Consider the following 16,973-nt stretch of genomic DNA (forward strand, 5'->3'; position numbering starts at 1 on the left):
TCAAACGTCAATTGACTGAACTGGAACGGCTTCAGACGTGCTCAATAGATGGTTCCAGCGGCAGTCGCCGCAGACTTCCACCTTATGGACGGTGAGTGCGCCGACTTCGTCGATAAGTTCCGCGATTTCGGCTTCGCTTCGCGCTGAACCGGAGCGGCGGCCGAGGTTCTCCCCGTAGACCCAGAGGATATTTCGCATGATTCCGCCACAGATCGGGCACGGTCGCGCTGCCTCGACCCCGTGGTGCTTACCTGCGGCGCGAAGCAGAAAATCGGCGTCGCACACCTCGTCCCGCAGCTTCTTTCCTGCGCGAAATTCACGCAGGACCGCACGCCTCTCCCATTCGTGGGAAACAGTGTGAATCATTTGAAACATCGTCACCAGCGTACTCTTCGGGTTCGATCCTGGGAATTCTCCGATCCTTTGCCTCAGGAAAATTAGTGTCGGCTTCTTAATTTCTCCGGCGAGGACCTACACTGGATTCCATGTCACACAACCCCGCCGAGGACGCTTACGAGGTCGCCCGAGAAATCCGCCCCTTTCTCACGAAGCTTTACGTCGCATATTTCCGTATCGCCGAGCACTCGGACATCTCCGGACCGCAGTTGTCGATCATGGAGCGCCTGATCGAGACTGGCCCGATGCGCATCAGCCAGCTCGCCCAGGAGGAAGGCATTCGCATGCCTACCGCCTCCAACACCTTGCACCAGCTCGAACAGCGCGACCTCGTTCGTCGCGTCCGCGATCAAACGGACCGTCGCGGCGTGAAGGTGGAAATCACCGACAAGGGCATCCAAGAGTACAACCGGGTGGCGGACGAACGCACGCAGTACGTCGCCGACATGGTGTCCACCCTCGACGCAGACTCGCTTGCACAACTCAAGGTTGCAACGCCGGCTCTGGCCGAGCTTGCGCGCACCTACAACACGGGGAGCATCGAGTAGTCGTCGCGAGCGCCGCGGTAATTTACCGGGGGATGAATTGTCTGCGCAAAGCGGAGCCATATAAAATTAAGGCTCCGTTGGTTTTTGATTAACATGCACGCTACATGAACCATTACCCTCTCACCCCAGAGCTCCTCCCCGAAATCGGTGAGGAGCGTCCTCTGCGCATCCTCGTTGGATGGGATCAGTCCGGTGAAGAAGCCGTCGAATTCGCGGCGTGGCTTTCGCGCACCACCTCCTGTTCCGTCCGGGTAATCAGCACCGCGCCGCGCCCGTGGTCTTCATTGCGCGGCAAGAAGAGCAAGAAATACAAAAAGTGGTTCAGGGAGACGGAAGGCAAACGCGTCGCCGCGATCCGCGCCGCGCTGAAGGAGCACGCCCCGCACGATTCCTGGGACGACAGCTGGGCTGTCTTCCGGGACGGGGCACCCCGCCACGAACTCATCTCTACAGAAGCCCAGCAGTTCCACGCGGACCTCATTCTCCTGGGTTCCAAGCCGAAGGCGAAGAAAGGCCGTTTTATGGCCACGTCAACGGCCGAGGCCATGATGCATTATTCGCCCATTTCCGTGGGCTTCGCTCCCCGCGCCGTCAAGCTGTCCAAGAAGGGCATCACCCGCGTCAACTACGCCTTCCTCGACGAGCGCGAGGAGGCATCTGCACGCGGCATACGGGTCGCGGCGACTGCCGCCATGCTGCTGGGCGTGGACTTGCGAATCATGGCTTTCTCACCGAATGAGACGTATAGCTACGAGGCCGCGTTCGAGGCGAACGCGCCGCTTATCGACGAATGGAATGAGTCCTCCCTCGCCCTGCTTGACCGCGCCCGCGACTGTGTCAGCGACACCGCCAGGACCCTCGGCATTCCGGAACCGAAGAATTTCGAGGTAGACACCTGCGTGAGCGCCGGGGACGGATGGAAGTCCGTGGTGAATTCCCAGAAGTGGAAGAAGGGCGACATTCTCTTCCTCGACTCCCAGCCGACAGAGCGCGCAAAGGTGCTCACCAACGCCCGCACCGAGGATTTTCTCACCCACGCCCCGGTCCCGGTGGTGATCTTCCCTTAAGCCTTTACCGCACCCTTCTTCAAACCCGGGTGCCAGAGATACACTTTCTGCTATGTCCACTAGTGAGCCGCAGCCGTCCAAGGATCCTCGGCGGGGCCGCCCGGGCCTGAGGCGTGAGATTCCTGAGCACCCAGAAAATGACCTGCACAGCGCAGCGGACTACTACAACAAGGTGCCGCCGGAGCCGCGCTCTTTCGACGAGCTCGCCGATCAACCGGACCCAGTAGAACTGAACGAGCGCAACCGCGCCTCCACCCGCCAAGCAGTCATCTACGCTGTCGCATCCGTCATTCTCACACTCGTGGTCGCCGGGCTGGTCGCAGTGATCGCCCGGATCAGCGGCGGTCCGCTGTGTGAGGCTGGTGAAGCGCAATGGTTGTGCAGCAACAGCTGGCGCACCACGTGGGCGGTCATCGCGCCAATTCCACCGGTGGTTGCGCTTCTCGGCTGCGCCGTCATCATGGTGCGCAAGCTCAACCGTTATGAGCGCTGGGTCCCCTGGATGGGCGTGTTCTGGATCCCGCTTGTCCCATTCACGATGGCGTGGCTGATTGTCACCGTTGGAATGCTGGCCCGGGGCAGCATCTGATAGAGGACCACGTGGCTCAGATCCGCGCCGCCGCGGATCACCCCACGGGACTCCACCCTAAATGCAGCTACTAAGTTGCAGCTAACAGCCGAATTTTGGCCTTTAGCCGCAAGTTGGTAGCTGCATTTGGCGGTTCGGGGCCACGGCGGTTCGCTAGTCGCGCGGGTTCACTGTCTTTCGCTGCTCTTCCCTGACTTGGCTACACGCGGGGCAGTACGGGTTTTCTTCCCAGCAGGCGGGGCAGCTGACGTACTGCTGCCGGCAGTGGGGTTCATTGGCGCAATTATAGTGTTGGTTCGACGGCTGACCGCAGTGCACGCAGTGGCCGACCTGGACGAAGTCTTCGTCACCCTCGGGCCCGAATTCGGTGTGCATGCGTTTGTCGAAGACGTACAGCGAGCCCTCCCACAGGCCTTGGTTGCCGAATTTCTCGCCGTAGCGGACGATGCCGCCGTCGATCTGGTAGACCTCCTCGAATCCGCGGTTGATCATGAGCGAAGAGAGGATCTCGCAGCGGATACCGCCGGTGCAGTAGGATATAACCGGCTTGTCCTTCATCCAGTCGTATTTACCGGATTCGAGCTCCGCGATGAAGTCGTGGGTGGTGTTCACGTCGGGCACGACCGCGTTCTTGAATTTACCGATCTCCGCCTCGTACGCGTTGCGCCCGTCGAAAAAGACCACGTCGTCCCGGGATGCCGCTAGTTCGTTGACCTGCTCCGGGCTGAGGTGGGTGCCGCCGCCGACAACGCCGCGTTCGTCGACACGCAATTCCTCGGGCGTGCCGAAGGAGACGATCTCGTCGCGCACTTTGACGCTGAGTTTGGGGAAATCCTCGGCGCCGCCTTCGGACCATTTGAACTCGATGCCGCGGAAGTATTCCTTGGTTTTGCGCACGTACGCCTTGCAGGCGTCCATGTCGCCTCCGACGGTTCCGTTAATGCCGTCGGGGGAGATGATGATGCGGCCGTTGAGCCCCAACCCCTCGCACAGGTCGCGCTGCCACAGACGCACTGCTTCGGGGTCCGGGATCGGGCGGAACTGGTAGTAGAGGAGGATCTTGCTGGTCATGACCCCAAGTCTAGGAAGTCAGCGCAAGGGGTGGAAATCGCGTCCGTCAGCGCCGGTGGTACAGGGCCTTGCGCCAGTACTGCGGCTCCGTGGTTGCCAGGACACCGAGGGAGCGGAAGATGCCCTCGTCGACCGAGCCCAAGATGGTGGTGATGTGCGCGTCGCAACCGCGCAGCGATTGGAGCTGCTCCAGCGCCAGGCGGGCGTTCTCGTCGGCGGATGCGGAGGCGGAGAGCGCGATGAGCACTTCGTCGGTGTGCAGCCGCGGGTTCCGCGACCCCAGGTAGCGGGTCTTGAGGTTCTGGATCGGCTCGATGGAATCAGGGGAGAGGAGGTGCACCTCGTCGTCGATGCCAGCGAGCTTCTTCAGTGCGTTGAGCAGCACCGCCGCAGAGGGACCGAGCAGGTCCGAGGTCTTGCCGGTCACGATCTCACCGCCGGGCAGTTCCAGTGCGGCCCCCGGATTCCCAGTGCGTTCCGCCATGGCGAGCGCGGGGCCCACCACGGGGCGGTCTGCGACCTTGAGCCCGGCCTTGCGCATGACGTTGGCCGCACGGTCAGGTACAGACGGGTCGACGTCACCTCGTCGCGCATCGACCTGAGCGGTGAGGAAACGGCGGATGATTTCCTGGCTGGCGGCATACCGGCACGCCTCGTCGTCGGAGATGCAGTAACCGGCCATGTTCACACCCATGTCGGTGGGGGACTGGTACGGCTCGGCGCCGGTCACCTCGCGTAGCAGCGCTTTGAGCAGCGGGAAGACTTCGATGTCACGGTTGTAGGAGGAAACCTGTTCGCCGTAGGCGGCGAGGTGGTACTGGTCGATGACGTTGATGTCGTCGAGGTCGACGGTGGCCGCCTCGTACGCGAGGTTCACCGGGTGCTCCAGCGGAAGGTTCCAGATCGGGAAGGTCTCGAATTTGGCGTAGCTGGCCGGGATTCCGCGTTGATTGTCCAGGTAGACCTGGCTCAGGCAGGTAGCCAGTTTTCCGGACCCGGGGCCCGGCGCGGTCATGACCACCACATCGCGGGAAGTGGCCACGTAATCGTTGCGCCCGAAACCGTCCTCGGAAACGATCCGGGAAATGTCGTTCGGGTATCCGGGAATGACGCGGTGCAGGCTCACGGTCACACCGAGGCGCTCGAGTTTGGCCCGGAATGCGTCCGCTTGGTCGGCACCGTTCTCGTACTGCGTGATCACCACGTTGTCGACGAGGAATCCGCGTTCACGGAATACGTCGATAAGCCGAAGAACCTCGTCTTCGTACGTGATGCCGAGATCCGCGCGGACCTTCTGGCGGACGAGGTCGCCGGCCGCGACGCACACGACGATCTCGATCTCGTCCTTGATGCGCTCGAGCATCGCGATCTTGTTGTCGGGCGTGAACCCGGGCAGGACGCGGGAGGCATGGTGGTCGTCGAAAAGCTTTCCGCCCATTTCGAGGTAAAGCTTCCCACCGATTTCCTGACGGCGCTGCGAGATGTGCTCCGACTGCATCTGCACGTATTTCTCTCGGTCAAAACCGATGTTGTACACCATGTTCCGTACTCTCCCCGTGTTAGATGCGCGTGACCTCTAGCGAGAATACGCGCGCCTCCAGACATGCGTGAAGCGCACCACGCCCAAACACTGGGGGACGCAGCGCGCTTTTTCGCTTATCGACGCCTCCTATGCGAGACCGTTAGCCGCCTTAAACTCGCGGCGCTTCGCGTGCAGGATCGGCTCGGTGTAGCCGGACGGGGACTCGGTGCCCTTGAGGATGAGGTCCTTCGCGGCCTGGAAACCAATGGACGCGTCGTAGTCTTCGGCCATCGGGCGGTAGTTCGGGTCGCCGGCGTTCTGCTCGTCAACCTTGACCGCCATGCGCTCCAGGGAGTCGAGAACCTGCTCTTCAGTGACCACACCGTGCAGGATCCAGTTGGCCAGGATCTGGGAGGAGATGCGCAGGGTAGCGCGGTCCTCCATGAGGTCCACGTCGTGGATGTCCGGAACCTTGGAGCAGCCCACGCCGTGCTCGACCCAGCGGACCACGTAGCCCAGGATCGACTGGCAGTTGTTGTCCAGCTCCTCCGCCTTCTCCTCGTCGGACCAGTTATCGCCCGCCGTGTTGACCGGGACGGTGAGCAGGTCCTTCAGAGAGTCGCGGCGGCCGTTCGCCCGCAGCTCGTCCTGCACCTCGTGGACGTCCACCTGGTGGTAGTGGGTGGCGTGCAGCGTCGCACCGGTCGGGGAGGGGACCCATGCGGTGTTCGCGCCCTCGCGCGGCTGGCCGATCTTCTTCTCCAGCATTGCGGCCATGTGTTCGGTCTCAGCCCACATGCCCTTACCAATCTGGGCGCGTCCCGGCAGTTCGTGCGCGAGGCCTGCGTCGACGTTGTGGTTCTCGTACGCCTGCTTCCACGGAGCGGTCTGCATATCGGCCTTGCGGACCATCGGACCCGCCTGCATGGAGGTGTGGATCTCGTCGCCCGTGCGGTCGAGGAAGCCGGTGTTGATGAACACGAGGCGGTCGGCCGCCTCCATGATGCAAGCATCCAGGTTTGCGGAGGTGCGGCGCTCCTCGTCCATCACGCCGACCTTGACGGTGTTCTTCGGCAGACCAAGGATCTCCTCGACGCGGTCGAAAATCTCGTTGGTGAACGCGACTTCCTCCGGACCGTGCTGCTTCGGCTTCACGATGTACATGGAACCCGTGCGGGAGTTGCGGTGCGGGTTGTCCTCGCGCAGACCCGGGATCGCCGCAGCGACGGTGATCAGGCCGTCGAGCAGGCCCTCCGGAACTTCCTCGCCGTCGACGAGAATCGCCGGGTTTGTCATCAGGTGGCCCACGTTGCGGCACAGCATCATCGCGCGGCCGTGGAGGGTCTCCTCGGAGCCGTCCTTGGAAGTGAACGTGAGGTCGTCGGACTGGGTGCGCTCGAAAGACTTGTCGCCCTTGGACACGGTCTCCGAGATGTCGCCCTTGTTCAGGCCGAACCAAGTGGCGTAGGCGGCGGCCTTGTCAGTGCCGTCCACAGCCGCGGCGGAGTCCTCGAAGTCCATGATCGCGGACACAGCGGACTCGAGCACAACGTCGGCCACGCCTGCGCGGTCCGTCTTGCCCACCGGGTGCTCGCGGTCGAGCTGGATGATCAGGTGCAGGTTGTTGTTGCGCAGCACTATGCCGGTCGGGGCGTTCTTCTCGCCCTGGTAGCCGAGGTAGGCCTCCGGGTTCTTCAGAGCCACCTCGTTGCCGTCGGCGGTAATCTTCAGCGAGCCATCTTCCGCGATCTCGTAGGAGTCGACGTCAGCGTGGGAAGCACCCTCAAGCGGAACAGCCTCGTCGAGGAAGGTGCGCGCCCACTCGATCACGCGGTCGCCGCGGACCGGGTTGTAGCCCTCCCCCGGCTCAGCGCCGCCCTCGGTCGGGATCGCGTCGGTGCCGTAGAGCGCGTCGTACAGGGAGCCGTAACGCGCATTGGCGGCATTGATGGCAAAGCGTGCATTAGTAATAGGCACAACGAGCTGCGGGCCGGCGACGTTGGCGAACTCCTCGTCCACGTTCTGGGTGCGGATCGCGCCGTCGAGAGGCTGGTCCACCAGGTAGCCGATGGAGCGCAGGTACTCCTCGTGCTCCGCCGGATCCGGCTGGCCCGGGTTGTCGCGGTAGTACTGGTCCAGCTGCTCCTGCAGCTCGTCGCGGCGAGCGAGCAGCGCCTTGTTCTTCGGAGCCAGCTCAGCGAAGTACTGGGCTGCGTCGGCCCAGAACTTCTCGGCGTCGATGTTGATCTCCGGCAGAAGCTGCTCCGTGACAAAGTCGTACAGCGGGCGTGCAACCTGCAGGCCAGCGGCCTCCACGCGCTCGGTGCGGTCCTCGAATTGCGGCGTAGTCATCGAATGAGATCCTTTCAGCCAATTGATATGTATGACACCAGTCTAAAGGTGCCGTTGCGCGCACGACACCACATCAACCCTGTGGTGTTAGGTGGACGTTGCTGGAAAGACTAAGTGATTACTGTCACCTAGGGTTAAATTTCGTGCCCACAGCGGGGTCGCCACCCCCGAAATCGTGCCTTTGCTGCCCCGGCAATGCCCGCTCCACGACATCTTCGGCCACGGCTGCTTCCTGCTCACGTTGCAGGTATAAGGCTCTTTTACGGAAGGGAGGGGGCATGTACGGGGGGACATTGCCGCCACAGGAAACGGACACCAGGTAGTCAACTCACCCCCTCCGCAACCTTTAGCGGGGGCCGCTGTTGACGTTTCACGGGGCACACAGGGATACTGAACATGAACGCCATGAGCGTGGCTCACTTCACTATTTGTAGTGAGAGGCTTCTATCACACACCCACTGAAAGGGGACAAGCACTATGACCACCACTGGACAGGCTCGTACTGCTCAGGAAATCCAGAAGGACTGGGACGAGAACCCCCGCTGGAAGGGCGTCACCCGCGATTACACCGCAGAGCAGGTCGCTGAGCTGCAGGGCACCGTCGTCGAGGAGCAGACCCTCGCACGTCGCGGCGCTGAGATCCTCTGGGACGGCATCACCAAGGGCGACGGCTCCTACATCCACGCACTGGGTGCCCTCACCGGTAACCAGGCTGTGCAGCAGGTCCGCGGCGGCCTTCAGGCTGTCTACCTGTCCGGTTGGCAGGTCGCCGGTGACGCGAACCTCTCCGGCAACACCTACCCGGACCAGTCCCTGTACCCGGCAAACTCCGTCCCGAACGTTGTGCGCCGCATCAACAACGCTCTGACCCGCGCAGACCAGATCTCCCGCGTCGAGGGCGACACCTCCGTGGACAACTGGCTCGTCCCGATCGTGGCTGACGGTGAGGCTGGCTTCGGTGGCGCCCTCAACGTCTACGAGCTGCAGCGCGCAATGATCCAGGCTGGTGCCGCTGGTACCCACTGGGAGGACCAGCTCGCTTCCGAGAAGAAGTGCGGCCACCTGGGCGGCAAGGTCCTCATCCCGACCCAGCAGCACATCCGCACCCTGTCCTCCGCTCGTCTGGCTGCCGACGTCCTCAACGTCCCGACCGTTGTCATCGGCCGCACCGACGCTGAAGCTGCAACCCTGCTGACCTCCGACGTCGATGAGCGCGACGCTAAGTTCCTGACCGGTGAGCGCTCCGCTGAGGGCTACTACTACGTCAAGAACGGCGTTGAGCCCTGCATCGACCGTGCGAAGTCCTACGCTCCGTACGCCGACCTGATCTGGATGGAGACCGGTACTCCGGACCTCGAGCTGGCTAAGAAGTTCGCCGACGGCGTCCACGAGGAGTTCCCGGACCAGCTCCTGGCTTACAACTGCTCCCCGTCCTTCAACTGGTCCTCCCACCTGGACGAGGAAGAGATCGCCAAGTTCCAGAAGGAGCTGGGCAAGATGGGCTTCGTCTTCCAGTTCATCACCCTGGCTGGCTTCCACGCCCTCAACTACTCCATGTTCGACCTGGCACACGGCTACGCTCGCGAGGGCATGCCGGCGTTCGTCGACCTGCAGAACCGCGAGTTCCAGGCTGCTTCCGAGCGCGGCTTCACCGCTGTGAAGCACCAGCGCGAGGTCGGTGCAGGCTACTTCGACCGCGTCGCCACCACCGTCGACCCGAACTCCTCCACCACCGCCCTGAAGGGCTCCACCGAGGAGGGCCAGTTCTAAGCGCAATTAGCTTGAACTGACTGAACCCGCACTGCCGCTTGTGCAGTGCGGGTTTTTCGTGTCCTCGTAGAACCCCCACCAGCGCTAACGCAACTGCGTAGACTCGATAAGCAGCAACGATCCCGAACAACAAGGAGCACGACATGACCGACATCCAGTTCATCGCCACCGCCGATATCGCCGATATTCACGACACGGAGGTGCGCAGCTGCGACATCCAGTTCCGCAATTTCGGCGGCAAGACGGAGTTCTGCGGTGAGATCCACACCATTTCCTGCTTCCAGGACAACGGCCTGGTGAAGAAGACGCTGAACTCCCCGGGCGAGGGCAAGGTTCTCGTCGTCGACGGCCACGCCAGCATGCACACGGCCCTGATGGGCGACATGATCGCAGAAGCCGGCGTCGAGAACGGCTGGGCAGGCGTGATCATCAACGGCCCGATCCGCGACTCCGCCGAGGTGGCCAAGATGAACTTCGGCTGCAAGGCTTTGGGCTCCAACCCGCGCAAGTCCGCCAAGGACGGCATTGGCAAGGAGAACGTCGTGTTGCGTCTCGGCGGCGTCGATTTCGTGCCGGGCGAGTACGTGTACGCAGATTCAGACGGTGTCGTGGTCTCCGAATCCCCGGTCGAGCCCAAGTAGAACAAGCCCTGTAACCTGGATAAATGCCCGAAGGTCACGTGCTCCACCGTCTCGCACGCACGCTCAACGCGGATTTCCGCTCAGGCCCCGTGGAGGTGACCAGCCCGCAGGGGAGATTTTCCCGCGAAGCATCGCTTATCGACGGCACACGTCTCCTCCGCGCCTCGGCCCACGGCAAGCATCTGTTCATTCACTTCGGTGGTGAAGATTCAGAACCCGAGCACACCGTCTATATTCACCTCGGATTGATCGGTTCCCTTCGCTTTGAACCGGCCGAGGAAGAGTGGGGCCAAATGCGGCTCCACATCTCTAACGGGGAGACCGCGGCGAACCTGCGTGGCCCGCAGAAATGCGAATTGATGTCACCGGGGGAGGCGGCTGGGATCGTCGATAAGTCCGGGTTTGATCCGATCGTCGAGCTCGCCCCTCCTGAGGCGCTGTGGGAGCGCGTGCACCGTTCGAAGCGCACGATCGGTTCCCTGCTGATGGACCAGAAGCTGTTTGCCGGCGTGGGCAATATCTACCGCGCCGAAGTTCTGTTCCGGCAGGGGATCGACCCTGCGCTGCCCGGAAACCAGCTGGACCGCACTCAATTCGACGCGATCTGGACTGACTTGGCCAAGCTGATGGCGTACGGCGTAGACCACGGGCGAATCGACACTGTCCGCCCCGAACACACGCCCGAAGCAATGGGCCGTGAACCCCGCAAGGACGACCACGGCGGCGAAGTGTACGTCTACCGCCGAGCTGCCGACCCATGCTACGTCTGCGGCTCCCCGATTGAGACGAAGGTCCTCGAGGGCCGCAAGCTGTACTGGTGCCCGGGCTGCCAGTAACCCCCGCTGTAGCCCCGCGCCGCGCCCGCCGGCCACCGGCCCCAAAAGCCAAATACCTATTCCTGGATGCCTATTCAACACGTGACTAGAGGTGAGCCACGAACCGTGACCTTGTGAATAGGTGTCCTGGAATAGGTATTTGGAAGGAATAGGTATTTGGCAAACGCCGTGTCAAAGCCGGAGGGGCTGGTGCGCTCCTAGCCCTCCGTGACGTGGCCGTCGCTGACCTGGATGACGCGGTCGCCGTCTTCGATCAGCTCGGTCTCGTGGGTGACGATCAGGCAGGCCGGGCCGATCTCCTCGGTCACATTGCGCAGGAGCGTGATGATCTCTTGGGAGCGGTTGGTGTCGAGGGCGGCGGTGGGCTCGTCGGCAAGCACGAGGCTCGGCACGCCCATCAGGGCGCGGGCGATGCCGACGCGTTGACGCTGGCCGCCGGAAAGCTGCTGCATGCGGCGGTCGCCGAGGCCTTCGAGGCCCACGAGCTCGAGCAAGTCGTCCGCGTGGGACTTCTTGGCGCCGAGCTCCCTGCCGCGGGTGCCACGGATGTGCTCGGTGACCAGCAGCTGGTCGCGCACCGTGAGAGATGCGATGAGGTTGGGCTGCTGGAAGACCATGCCGACGTGGTTGAGGCGGACATCGTCGCTGATCGGCTCACCGGCTATCTCCACCGTGCCGGAGTCAGGAGTGAGTAAGCCAGCAGCAGCGGAGAGCAGCGTGGACTTGCCGGAGCCGGACGCGCCGACAACGAAGGTGACGGTGCGTGGCTCAGCGGTGAGGCTGGCGTTGTCCAGGGCGGTGATGCGTCCGTCGCCGTCCGAGAACGTGACGGTGACATTCTTCATGGACAGCGCGGGAGCGCGCCCGCTGGTGGACTGGGACGTGCGGCGGGTGTCAGTAACAGTAGTCATTTAAGCTGCACCTCCAAGTGCGAGTTGCGGGTCGACGCGGGAGATAGAACGGGTGGCAAGGGCCGCGCCGCCCATGCCGAGGATCCAAATGGCCAGGGCAGGCAGGATCACGCTGGCCGGGGAGAGGACGAACGGCGCGACATTCGCGGCGAGAGCACCAAGACCCGCAGCCGCGGCGGTGCCGATCACAGCGCCTAGAGCGAGGATGAGGGCTGCCTGGCCGATGCTGTCCTTGAGCAGGTAGCTGTTGGATGCACCGATGGCCTTGAGGATGGACAGGTCGCGGGTGCGCTGCGCGGTCCACACACTCAAGAACGCAACGGTGACCAGGGCGGAGATGAGGTACAGGAAGCCCTGGATCATCTTCAGGGAGCCCTGCTCGGAGGAGTAGGCGGGCAGAGCGTCGAAGGAGTCCTTCAATGCGACGGAGCCTTCCGGCGCGGTCTCCTTGTCGTCGGACAGCTCCACCGTGCCCACGGCATCGGTGTGCATGGCGGCCTGCCACGTTTCCGTCGGCACCCACAGCACGGGGGAGTGGGCGAAGTAGAGGTCCTCCGCCTGGGTGCCGACCGTGACGGGGGCGCCGCCGACGGTGATGGACTCGCCGTCGATAAGCTTGAGCGCCTTAGATGCGATTGCGTGGTCCTCGAGGACCTGGCTGTCGGGAAGCGTCGTGCCGGAGGGCAAGCCGAGAATAGCCACGGAGTCCTCGGAACCGTCAGCGCGGGTCATCAGCGTCTGGCCGGTGCCCAGCGGGGTGGTTCCCTCATCCGCCTCCGCGATGCGCGAGGTGGTGTAGGACGGGTTGTCGGGGTCGTCGAACGTCACGGCAGCCGGATCGAGGGCTTCGAGGGCAGAGGTGTTCTGCTTGCCCAGACCGGCGGTGAGACCCGTGAGCATGACCACGAGGAAAGTCACGAGCGCCACCACGCCTGCGATGAGGCCGAAGCGCCCTTTGGCATTCAGCAAATCTCTCAGAGCAACAAACATGACTCAATTCTCGCGTCTGTGCAGGTCAGAGCGCATCGGGTGAGTGGGTGATTTACTGGTCAACCGATCGGTTGATTGGCGGTGGGCCGCTGCATGGTTCACCCCGCGTTATACGGTGAATAACCGTGAGAACAACCAGCCGTATCCTCGCCTTTCTGCGCGTGAGCCTGCATGTGCTTGTCGCACTGCTGCTCGTCGTCGGCCTGATCGGCGTCGCAGACTCCCGCGTCCCCGCGCTGACCGCGTGTCTAGCCTTCGTTTTCGCCGCCCTCTACCTCGCCGGCACTGTGCTGCACCACCGCGGTAAGAATCTGCCGCGCGGGGCCGAATGGGGGTGGCTGGCCGCCGTCGCGGTGCTCTGGGTCGCGCTCGTGTGGGCGTCGCCGGACTTCGCGTGGCTAGAGTTCCCGCTGGTCATGCTCGCGTGTTACCTGTTCCCTGCCCCGGTGGGGCTCGCCACAGCGCTGGCGGCGGGAGCGTTCACAATCGCGGTGATGGCCCCTGCGACGGGGATCGGCGGGATCATTGGTCCGACCATCGGCACACTCGTCGCTGTGGTGGCCAGCTACGCGTACCAGGCACTTCGTGCGGAGGCTGAGCACTACAAGCTCACCGCGGCCCGGCTCGAGGCCACCCAGCTGGAGCTGGCGGAGAGCCAGTACCAAGCCGGTGCCCTGCAGGAACGCACCCGGCTGGCGCGCGAGGTCCACGACACCACGGCGCAGGGGTTGAGCAGCATCGTCTTATTCGGCCGCGTGGCTTCCGGCCACCTCGAATCCGGCGACCCGGCGCGGGTGGACAAGGCACGCGAGATCCTGGGCACCATTGTGGAGACTGCCAGCGACAACTTGGCGGAGGCCCGGCGTTTCATCACCGCGAACTCGCCGGAGGCGGCCCCGTTGAGCGAGAGGTTGGAGGCGGTCGCGGCGTCGGCACGCAGCCGGCAGAAGGCCATCGATTCGCCGCTGGACCTCACCCTCGTCGCTCCCGGCGCGGACCTGATCACCGGGGAGGCCGCGGGCGTGGTGGAGCGCATCGTGCGCGAGGGCGTGAGCAATATCGTGCGCCATTCGCACGCGAACAAGGCGGTCGTCACCGTGGAGAAACTGGGTAATGTCGCCACAGTGGATGTGTTCGACGACGGCACGGGAGTCAAGCGCCCCGCCGGCCACGGCCTGACAGGCCTGCGCGCCCGCGTCGCCGAAGTCGGGGGCACGCTCGAACTGGAAAGCTCGCCGCGCGGCACCGTGCTCGCGGCACGAATCCCCTTGGAGGACTAATGGTCCGCATCATGCTTATCGACGATCACCCGGTCGTCCGCGCCGGCCTCCGCGCCGTGCTGGAGAACGACGGGCAGATCGAGGTCGTGGCCCAGGGCTCCGACGGCACGGCTGTCAATGATCTGCCTGAGGGGGTGGATGTGGTGGTGACTGATATCCAGATGCCCACCATGACCGGCATCGAGGTGGCACAGAAACTCCAGGCCGCGGGTGGTCCGCCCGTCTTGATTCTGACTACCTACGACACCCAGGCAGACGTCGTCGGGGCGATGGAAGCCGGGGCGCTCGGCTACGTTCTCAAGGACGCCCCGGAGGAAGACCTGCGCGCCGCAGTGCTCGCCGCCGCGAAAGGGGAGAGGACTCTGTCACCCCAGGTGGCGAACGTGCTTGCCGAGCGTCTCACCCGCCCCGATATTGCATTGAGCGCCCGCGAGATGGAGATCCTGGAGGCCCTAGCCACCGGTGCCTCCAACCGCGACATCGCCGACCGACTGTTCATTTCGGCCGCCACGGTGAAGACCCACTTGGTGCACATCTACAGCAAGCTCGGGGTGGACAACCGCACCGCCGCCATCGCCGCCGCCAGGGAGAAACGCATCATCTAGTAGCCCTTCCTCATGTAGCGCCGGCATCGCTACCGTGGGAGGCATGGTTTACGCGTACACAGCCGAACAGATCCGGGCAGCCGAGAAGCCCCTGCTGGAGACTCAGGCCGAGCCGGATGAGTTGATGAAGTCCGCGGCCCACGCCGTGTTCGAGGCCGCGGAGACAATGCTCACGTGGCCCGATCCTCTCGCCTTCATGCGGGAGAAGCCGAAGACGCTCCTGATTGTGGGCAAGGGCGGTAACGGCGGCGACGCGCTCTACGCCGGTACAGAGCTCGCGTTGGCCGGCCACACCGTCGACGCGTGGCTGGCATGGGGGAGTGCGCACGAACCGGCGCTGGAGGCCTTCCGCAACGCCGGCGGCACCGTGCTCAAGGAGACTCCGCGGGACCTGCGCGACTACCGCTTCGCTATCGACGGGCTCACCGGCCTCGGCGGCGCAGGCGGTCTCGACGAGGAGACTGGCCGCGTCATCCAGGGGTTGGCCGACTGGTACGCGCACGTACTCGCTGTCGACGTCCCCTCCGGCATCGACGCGGACACTGGTGAGGTGGGCGCGATCCACGTCACCGCCGACGCCACCGTGACCTTCGGCGGGTGGCGCCTCGCGCACGGTCTCGCTCCTGAGTGCGGCATTCAGCTGCTCGCCGACCCACATCTCGCCGACGGGCGATCCATCAGCGGAAACCTCGACCCCATCAATGCCGCCGCGGCTCTGTCCCGCGCAGTGAGCGGGACTCACGAATGGCCGGAGACCCTCACGGAGCTGCGGTGCACGAACGTCCCGAACCTGGAGCCGCGTTTCCACGACGACAAATACAGCGGCGGTGTCGTGGGCATCCGCGCTGGCAGCGACACCTATCCCGGCGCGGCAATCCTCTGCGTCGCGGGCGCTGTCAACGCCACACCATCAATGGTCCGCTACGCCGGGCCGCAGGCGATGGAGGTGGTGCGGGCGTGGCCGGAGGTCGTCGTCACGCGAAAGCTCGAAGATGCCGGGCGCGTGCAAGCGTGGGTCTTCGGTCCGGGCGTGGGCACGGGCAGCACCGCGGACAGCGAGCTCGCGTACTTGCTCGGCCGCGAGGAGCCGTTGCTTATCGACGCCGACGGGCTCACCCTCCTCTCCCTCGACCCCGAATTGCGCAAGCTGCTTCGTAACCGTGCCGGCCAGACCGTGCTCACCCCGCACGACGGCGAGTTCGCCCGGTTCCGCGATGCTGAGGGCATCGAGGCCTCCGGAAACCGGCTCGCGGAGACCCGTGCTCTCGCTGAGGCCTTGAATTGCATCGTGCTCCGCAAGGGTCGCAGCACCATCATGTGCAACGCGCGCCACGACGGCACGGACTCCATCGTGGATGCGGGGACCTCGTGGGCGGCGACCCCCGGCTCAGGCGACGTCCTCGCTGGTGTCGTCGGCGCCCACCTTGCCCAGACGGCTGCACGCTGGGGCAACGATGCTTTCCTGAGTGATACTCAGCCCGTTGTCATTCACGGCGTAGCAAGCGCACTCGCCGCTCGAACGGAGTACGGGGACGGTCCCACTCACGCCAGCGCTATCGCTCGCGCCGTGCCCGCAGCGACAGCGAAACTGAACCGGTTCACCGGTCTGCCGGCAGCTTCCACACAGCGGTGAGCAGCGCGAATACTCCAATGACTCCGGGGCCAACGATGGCCAAGTACCACGGCCACCGGCCGAATAGCTGCAGCGGCGACCAGCCGCGCGGGTGGTCCGCAAGGAACATGTAGTTGCCGCCGGTGAACCGGTTCATCGTAGCCGCGAAAGCCGCCCATGCGACTGTCACCCCCGTGATCATCCGCCAGTCTTTCCAGCTCGGGCGGTAACCCAGCCCAAATGTCAGAACCACCGGAACGACGCTGGCCGCCATGTGGAAGTACCAGTACGCGACCTCCTGCAGCACTTTGTTGTCCTGCACGAACGCCATATCCGGGAAGAACAGCGCCATTGGGTTGAGGAAGAGACCCCAGTAGTAGCTGATCGCAGTGGCCGTGGGGTTACCGGTGCCCAGCGCCAGCGGAGTGACCACACGCAGAGCGTCCGTGATGTGGAACGGAGCTGTCTCGTCCCACACCAAACGCTTCGGGTTCAGTACCCACAAGTAGTAGGCGGTAGTGATGATCCCCATGATCGCCCCAGCCACCTTGCGCGATGCCTTGACAACGGACCCAGGCAGTTTCTTCACCGCAACGACGAGAATCCCGCACAGCATGATGAAGAACACCATGAGCGCGAGGTGTTTCTGGTCGTACTGCGTGATTGTCGGGTACGTCTTGCCCGTGTGCGTCGAAGTCCACGGGCCGGGTTGGTAGGGCATCGCATCTCCGTACTGCTGAGATTCATTTAATGTTCTACCACTCTCATCCGGTGCCTCATGTG

General features: G+C 63.8%; 16 protein-coding genes. 9 read left to right on the forward strand and 7 right to left on the reverse strand.

From position 1 onward, the window contains the following. Positions 1–375, reverse strand: coding sequence for a DUF5318 family protein (locus QYQ98_RS05665; RefSeq protein WP_302005935.1), 375 nt, complete (start codon positions 373–375; stop codon positions 1–3). Between the two features lie 110 nt (positions 376–485). On the opposite strand from QYQ98_RS05665, the gene QYQ98_RS05670 reads away from it, so the two are divergent. The 3 genes from QYQ98_RS05670 to QYQ98_RS05680 all read left to right on the forward strand — a co-directional run bounded on the left by QYQ98_RS05670 (position 486) and on the right by QYQ98_RS05680 (position 2,600). Further along, complete coding sequence (locus QYQ98_RS05670) at positions 486–944, forward strand: MarR family winged helix-turn-helix transcriptional regulator (RefSeq protein WP_302005936.1); 459 nt, start codon at positions 486–488, stop codon at positions 942–944. Positions 945–1,048: 104 nt separating this feature from the next. Continuing rightward, entirely contained in the window at positions 1,049–2,011 is a 963-nt protein-coding gene (locus QYQ98_RS05675) for a universal stress protein (RefSeq protein WP_302005937.1), read from the forward strand. 52 nt (positions 2,012–2,063) lie between these two features. Next, on the forward strand, positions 2,064–2,600 hold the full coding sequence (locus QYQ98_RS05680) for a hypothetical protein (RefSeq protein ID WP_302005938.1): 537 nt from the start codon (positions 2,064–2,066) through the stop codon (positions 2,598–2,600). Positions 2,601–2,753: 153 nt separating this feature from the next. Here the strand turns inward: QYQ98_RS05680 and QYQ98_RS05685 are convergent, their stop codons facing one another. The 3 genes from QYQ98_RS05685 to QYQ98_RS05695 all read right to left on the reverse strand — a co-directional run bounded on the left by QYQ98_RS05685 (position 2,754) and on the right by QYQ98_RS05695 (position 7,545). After that, positions 2,754–3,671 (reverse strand): rhodanese-related sulfurtransferase, encoded by a 918-nt coding sequence (locus QYQ98_RS05685; RefSeq protein WP_302005939.1) that lies wholly within the window; start codon positions 3,669–3,671, stop codon positions 2,754–2,756. Between the two features lie 46 nt (positions 3,672–3,717). Next, positions 3,718–5,211 carry a DUF1846 domain-containing protein gene (locus QYQ98_RS05690; protein ID WP_302005940.1) on the reverse strand — a complete coding sequence of 498 codons (1,494 nt, stop codon included), beginning with the start codon at positions 5,209–5,211 and terminating at the stop codon, positions 3,718–3,720. Between the two features lie 129 nt (positions 5,212–5,340). After that, complete coding sequence (locus QYQ98_RS05695; protein ID WP_302005941.1) at positions 5,341–7,545, reverse strand: malate synthase G; 2,205 nt, start codon at positions 7,543–7,545, stop codon at positions 5,341–5,343. Positions 7,546–8,022: 477 nt separating this feature from the next. On the opposite strand from QYQ98_RS05695, the gene aceA reads away from it, so the two are divergent. The 3 genes from aceA (at position 8,023) to QYQ98_RS05710 (ending at position 10,792) form a co-directional block, all read left to right on the forward strand. Then, positions 8,023–9,315, forward strand: a complete 1,293-nt coding sequence (gene aceA / locus QYQ98_RS05700) for an isocitrate lyase (protein ID WP_302005942.1) — start codon at positions 8,023–8,025, stop codon at positions 9,313–9,315. Between the two features lie 143 nt (positions 9,316–9,458). After that, positions 9,459–9,956 (forward strand): ribonuclease E activity regulator RraA, encoded by a 498-nt coding sequence (gene rraA / locus QYQ98_RS05705; protein ID WP_302005943.1) that lies wholly within the window; start codon positions 9,459–9,461, stop codon positions 9,954–9,956. 23 nt (positions 9,957–9,979) lie between these two features. Then, positions 9,980–10,792: an Fpg/Nei family DNA glycosylase gene (locus QYQ98_RS05710; protein ID WP_302005944.1), complete on the forward strand. Its 813-nt coding sequence runs from the start codon at positions 9,980–9,982 to the stop codon at positions 10,790–10,792. Positions 10,793–10,989: 197 nt separating this feature from the next. On the opposite strand, the gene QYQ98_RS05715 is transcribed toward QYQ98_RS05710, so the two are convergent. Both QYQ98_RS05715 and QYQ98_RS05720 read right to left on the reverse strand, forming a co-directional pair. Then, positions 10,990–11,703, reverse strand: coding sequence for an ABC transporter ATP-binding protein (locus QYQ98_RS05715; protein WP_302005945.1), 714 nt, complete (start codon positions 11,701–11,703; stop codon positions 10,990–10,992). Beyond that, the gene (locus tag QYQ98_RS05720; RefSeq protein ID WP_302005946.1) at positions 11,704–12,693 is read right to left on the reverse strand and encodes an ABC transporter permease; all 990 of its coding nucleotides are present in this window, start codon (positions 12,691–12,693) and stop codon (positions 11,704–11,706) included. 125 nt (positions 12,694–12,818) lie between these two features. Between QYQ98_RS05720 and QYQ98_RS05725 the strand changes: the two genes are divergently transcribed. Genes QYQ98_RS05725 through QYQ98_RS05735 form a run of 3 tightly spaced genes read left to right on the forward strand, consistent with a single transcriptional unit; the run spans position 12,819 to position 16,211 of the window. Beyond that, positions 12,819–13,973, forward strand: coding sequence for a sensor histidine kinase (locus QYQ98_RS05725; protein ID WP_302005947.1), 1,155 nt, complete (start codon positions 12,819–12,821; stop codon positions 13,971–13,973). Further along, entirely contained in the window at positions 13,973–14,578 is a 606-nt protein-coding gene (locus tag QYQ98_RS05730) for a response regulator transcription factor (RefSeq protein WP_302005948.1), read from the forward strand. The genes QYQ98_RS05725 and QYQ98_RS05730 overlap by 1 nt, the downstream gene beginning before the upstream one ends. Positions 14,579–14,621: 43 nt before the next feature. After that, a complete protein-coding gene (locus tag QYQ98_RS05735; RefSeq protein WP_302005949.1) occupies positions 14,622–16,211 on the forward strand; it encodes a bifunctional ADP-dependent NAD(P)H-hydrate dehydratase/NAD(P)H-hydrate epimerase in 1,590 nt (529 codons plus the stop codon). On the opposite strand, the gene QYQ98_RS05740 is transcribed toward QYQ98_RS05735, so the two are convergent. After that, positions 16,177–16,911 carry a TIGR02206 family membrane protein gene (locus tag QYQ98_RS05740; protein ID WP_302005950.1) on the reverse strand — a complete coding sequence of 245 codons (735 nt, stop codon included), beginning with the start codon at positions 16,909–16,911 and terminating at the stop codon, positions 16,177–16,179. The genes QYQ98_RS05735 and QYQ98_RS05740 overlap by 35 nt on opposite strands. Positions 16,912–16,973: the final 62 nt, after the last annotated feature.

Origin of the sequence: Corynebacterium sp. P3-F1 (genome assembly GCF_030503635.1) — a bacterium.
GTDB lineage: Bacteria > Actinomycetota > Actinomycetes > Mycobacteriales > Mycobacteriaceae > Corynebacterium.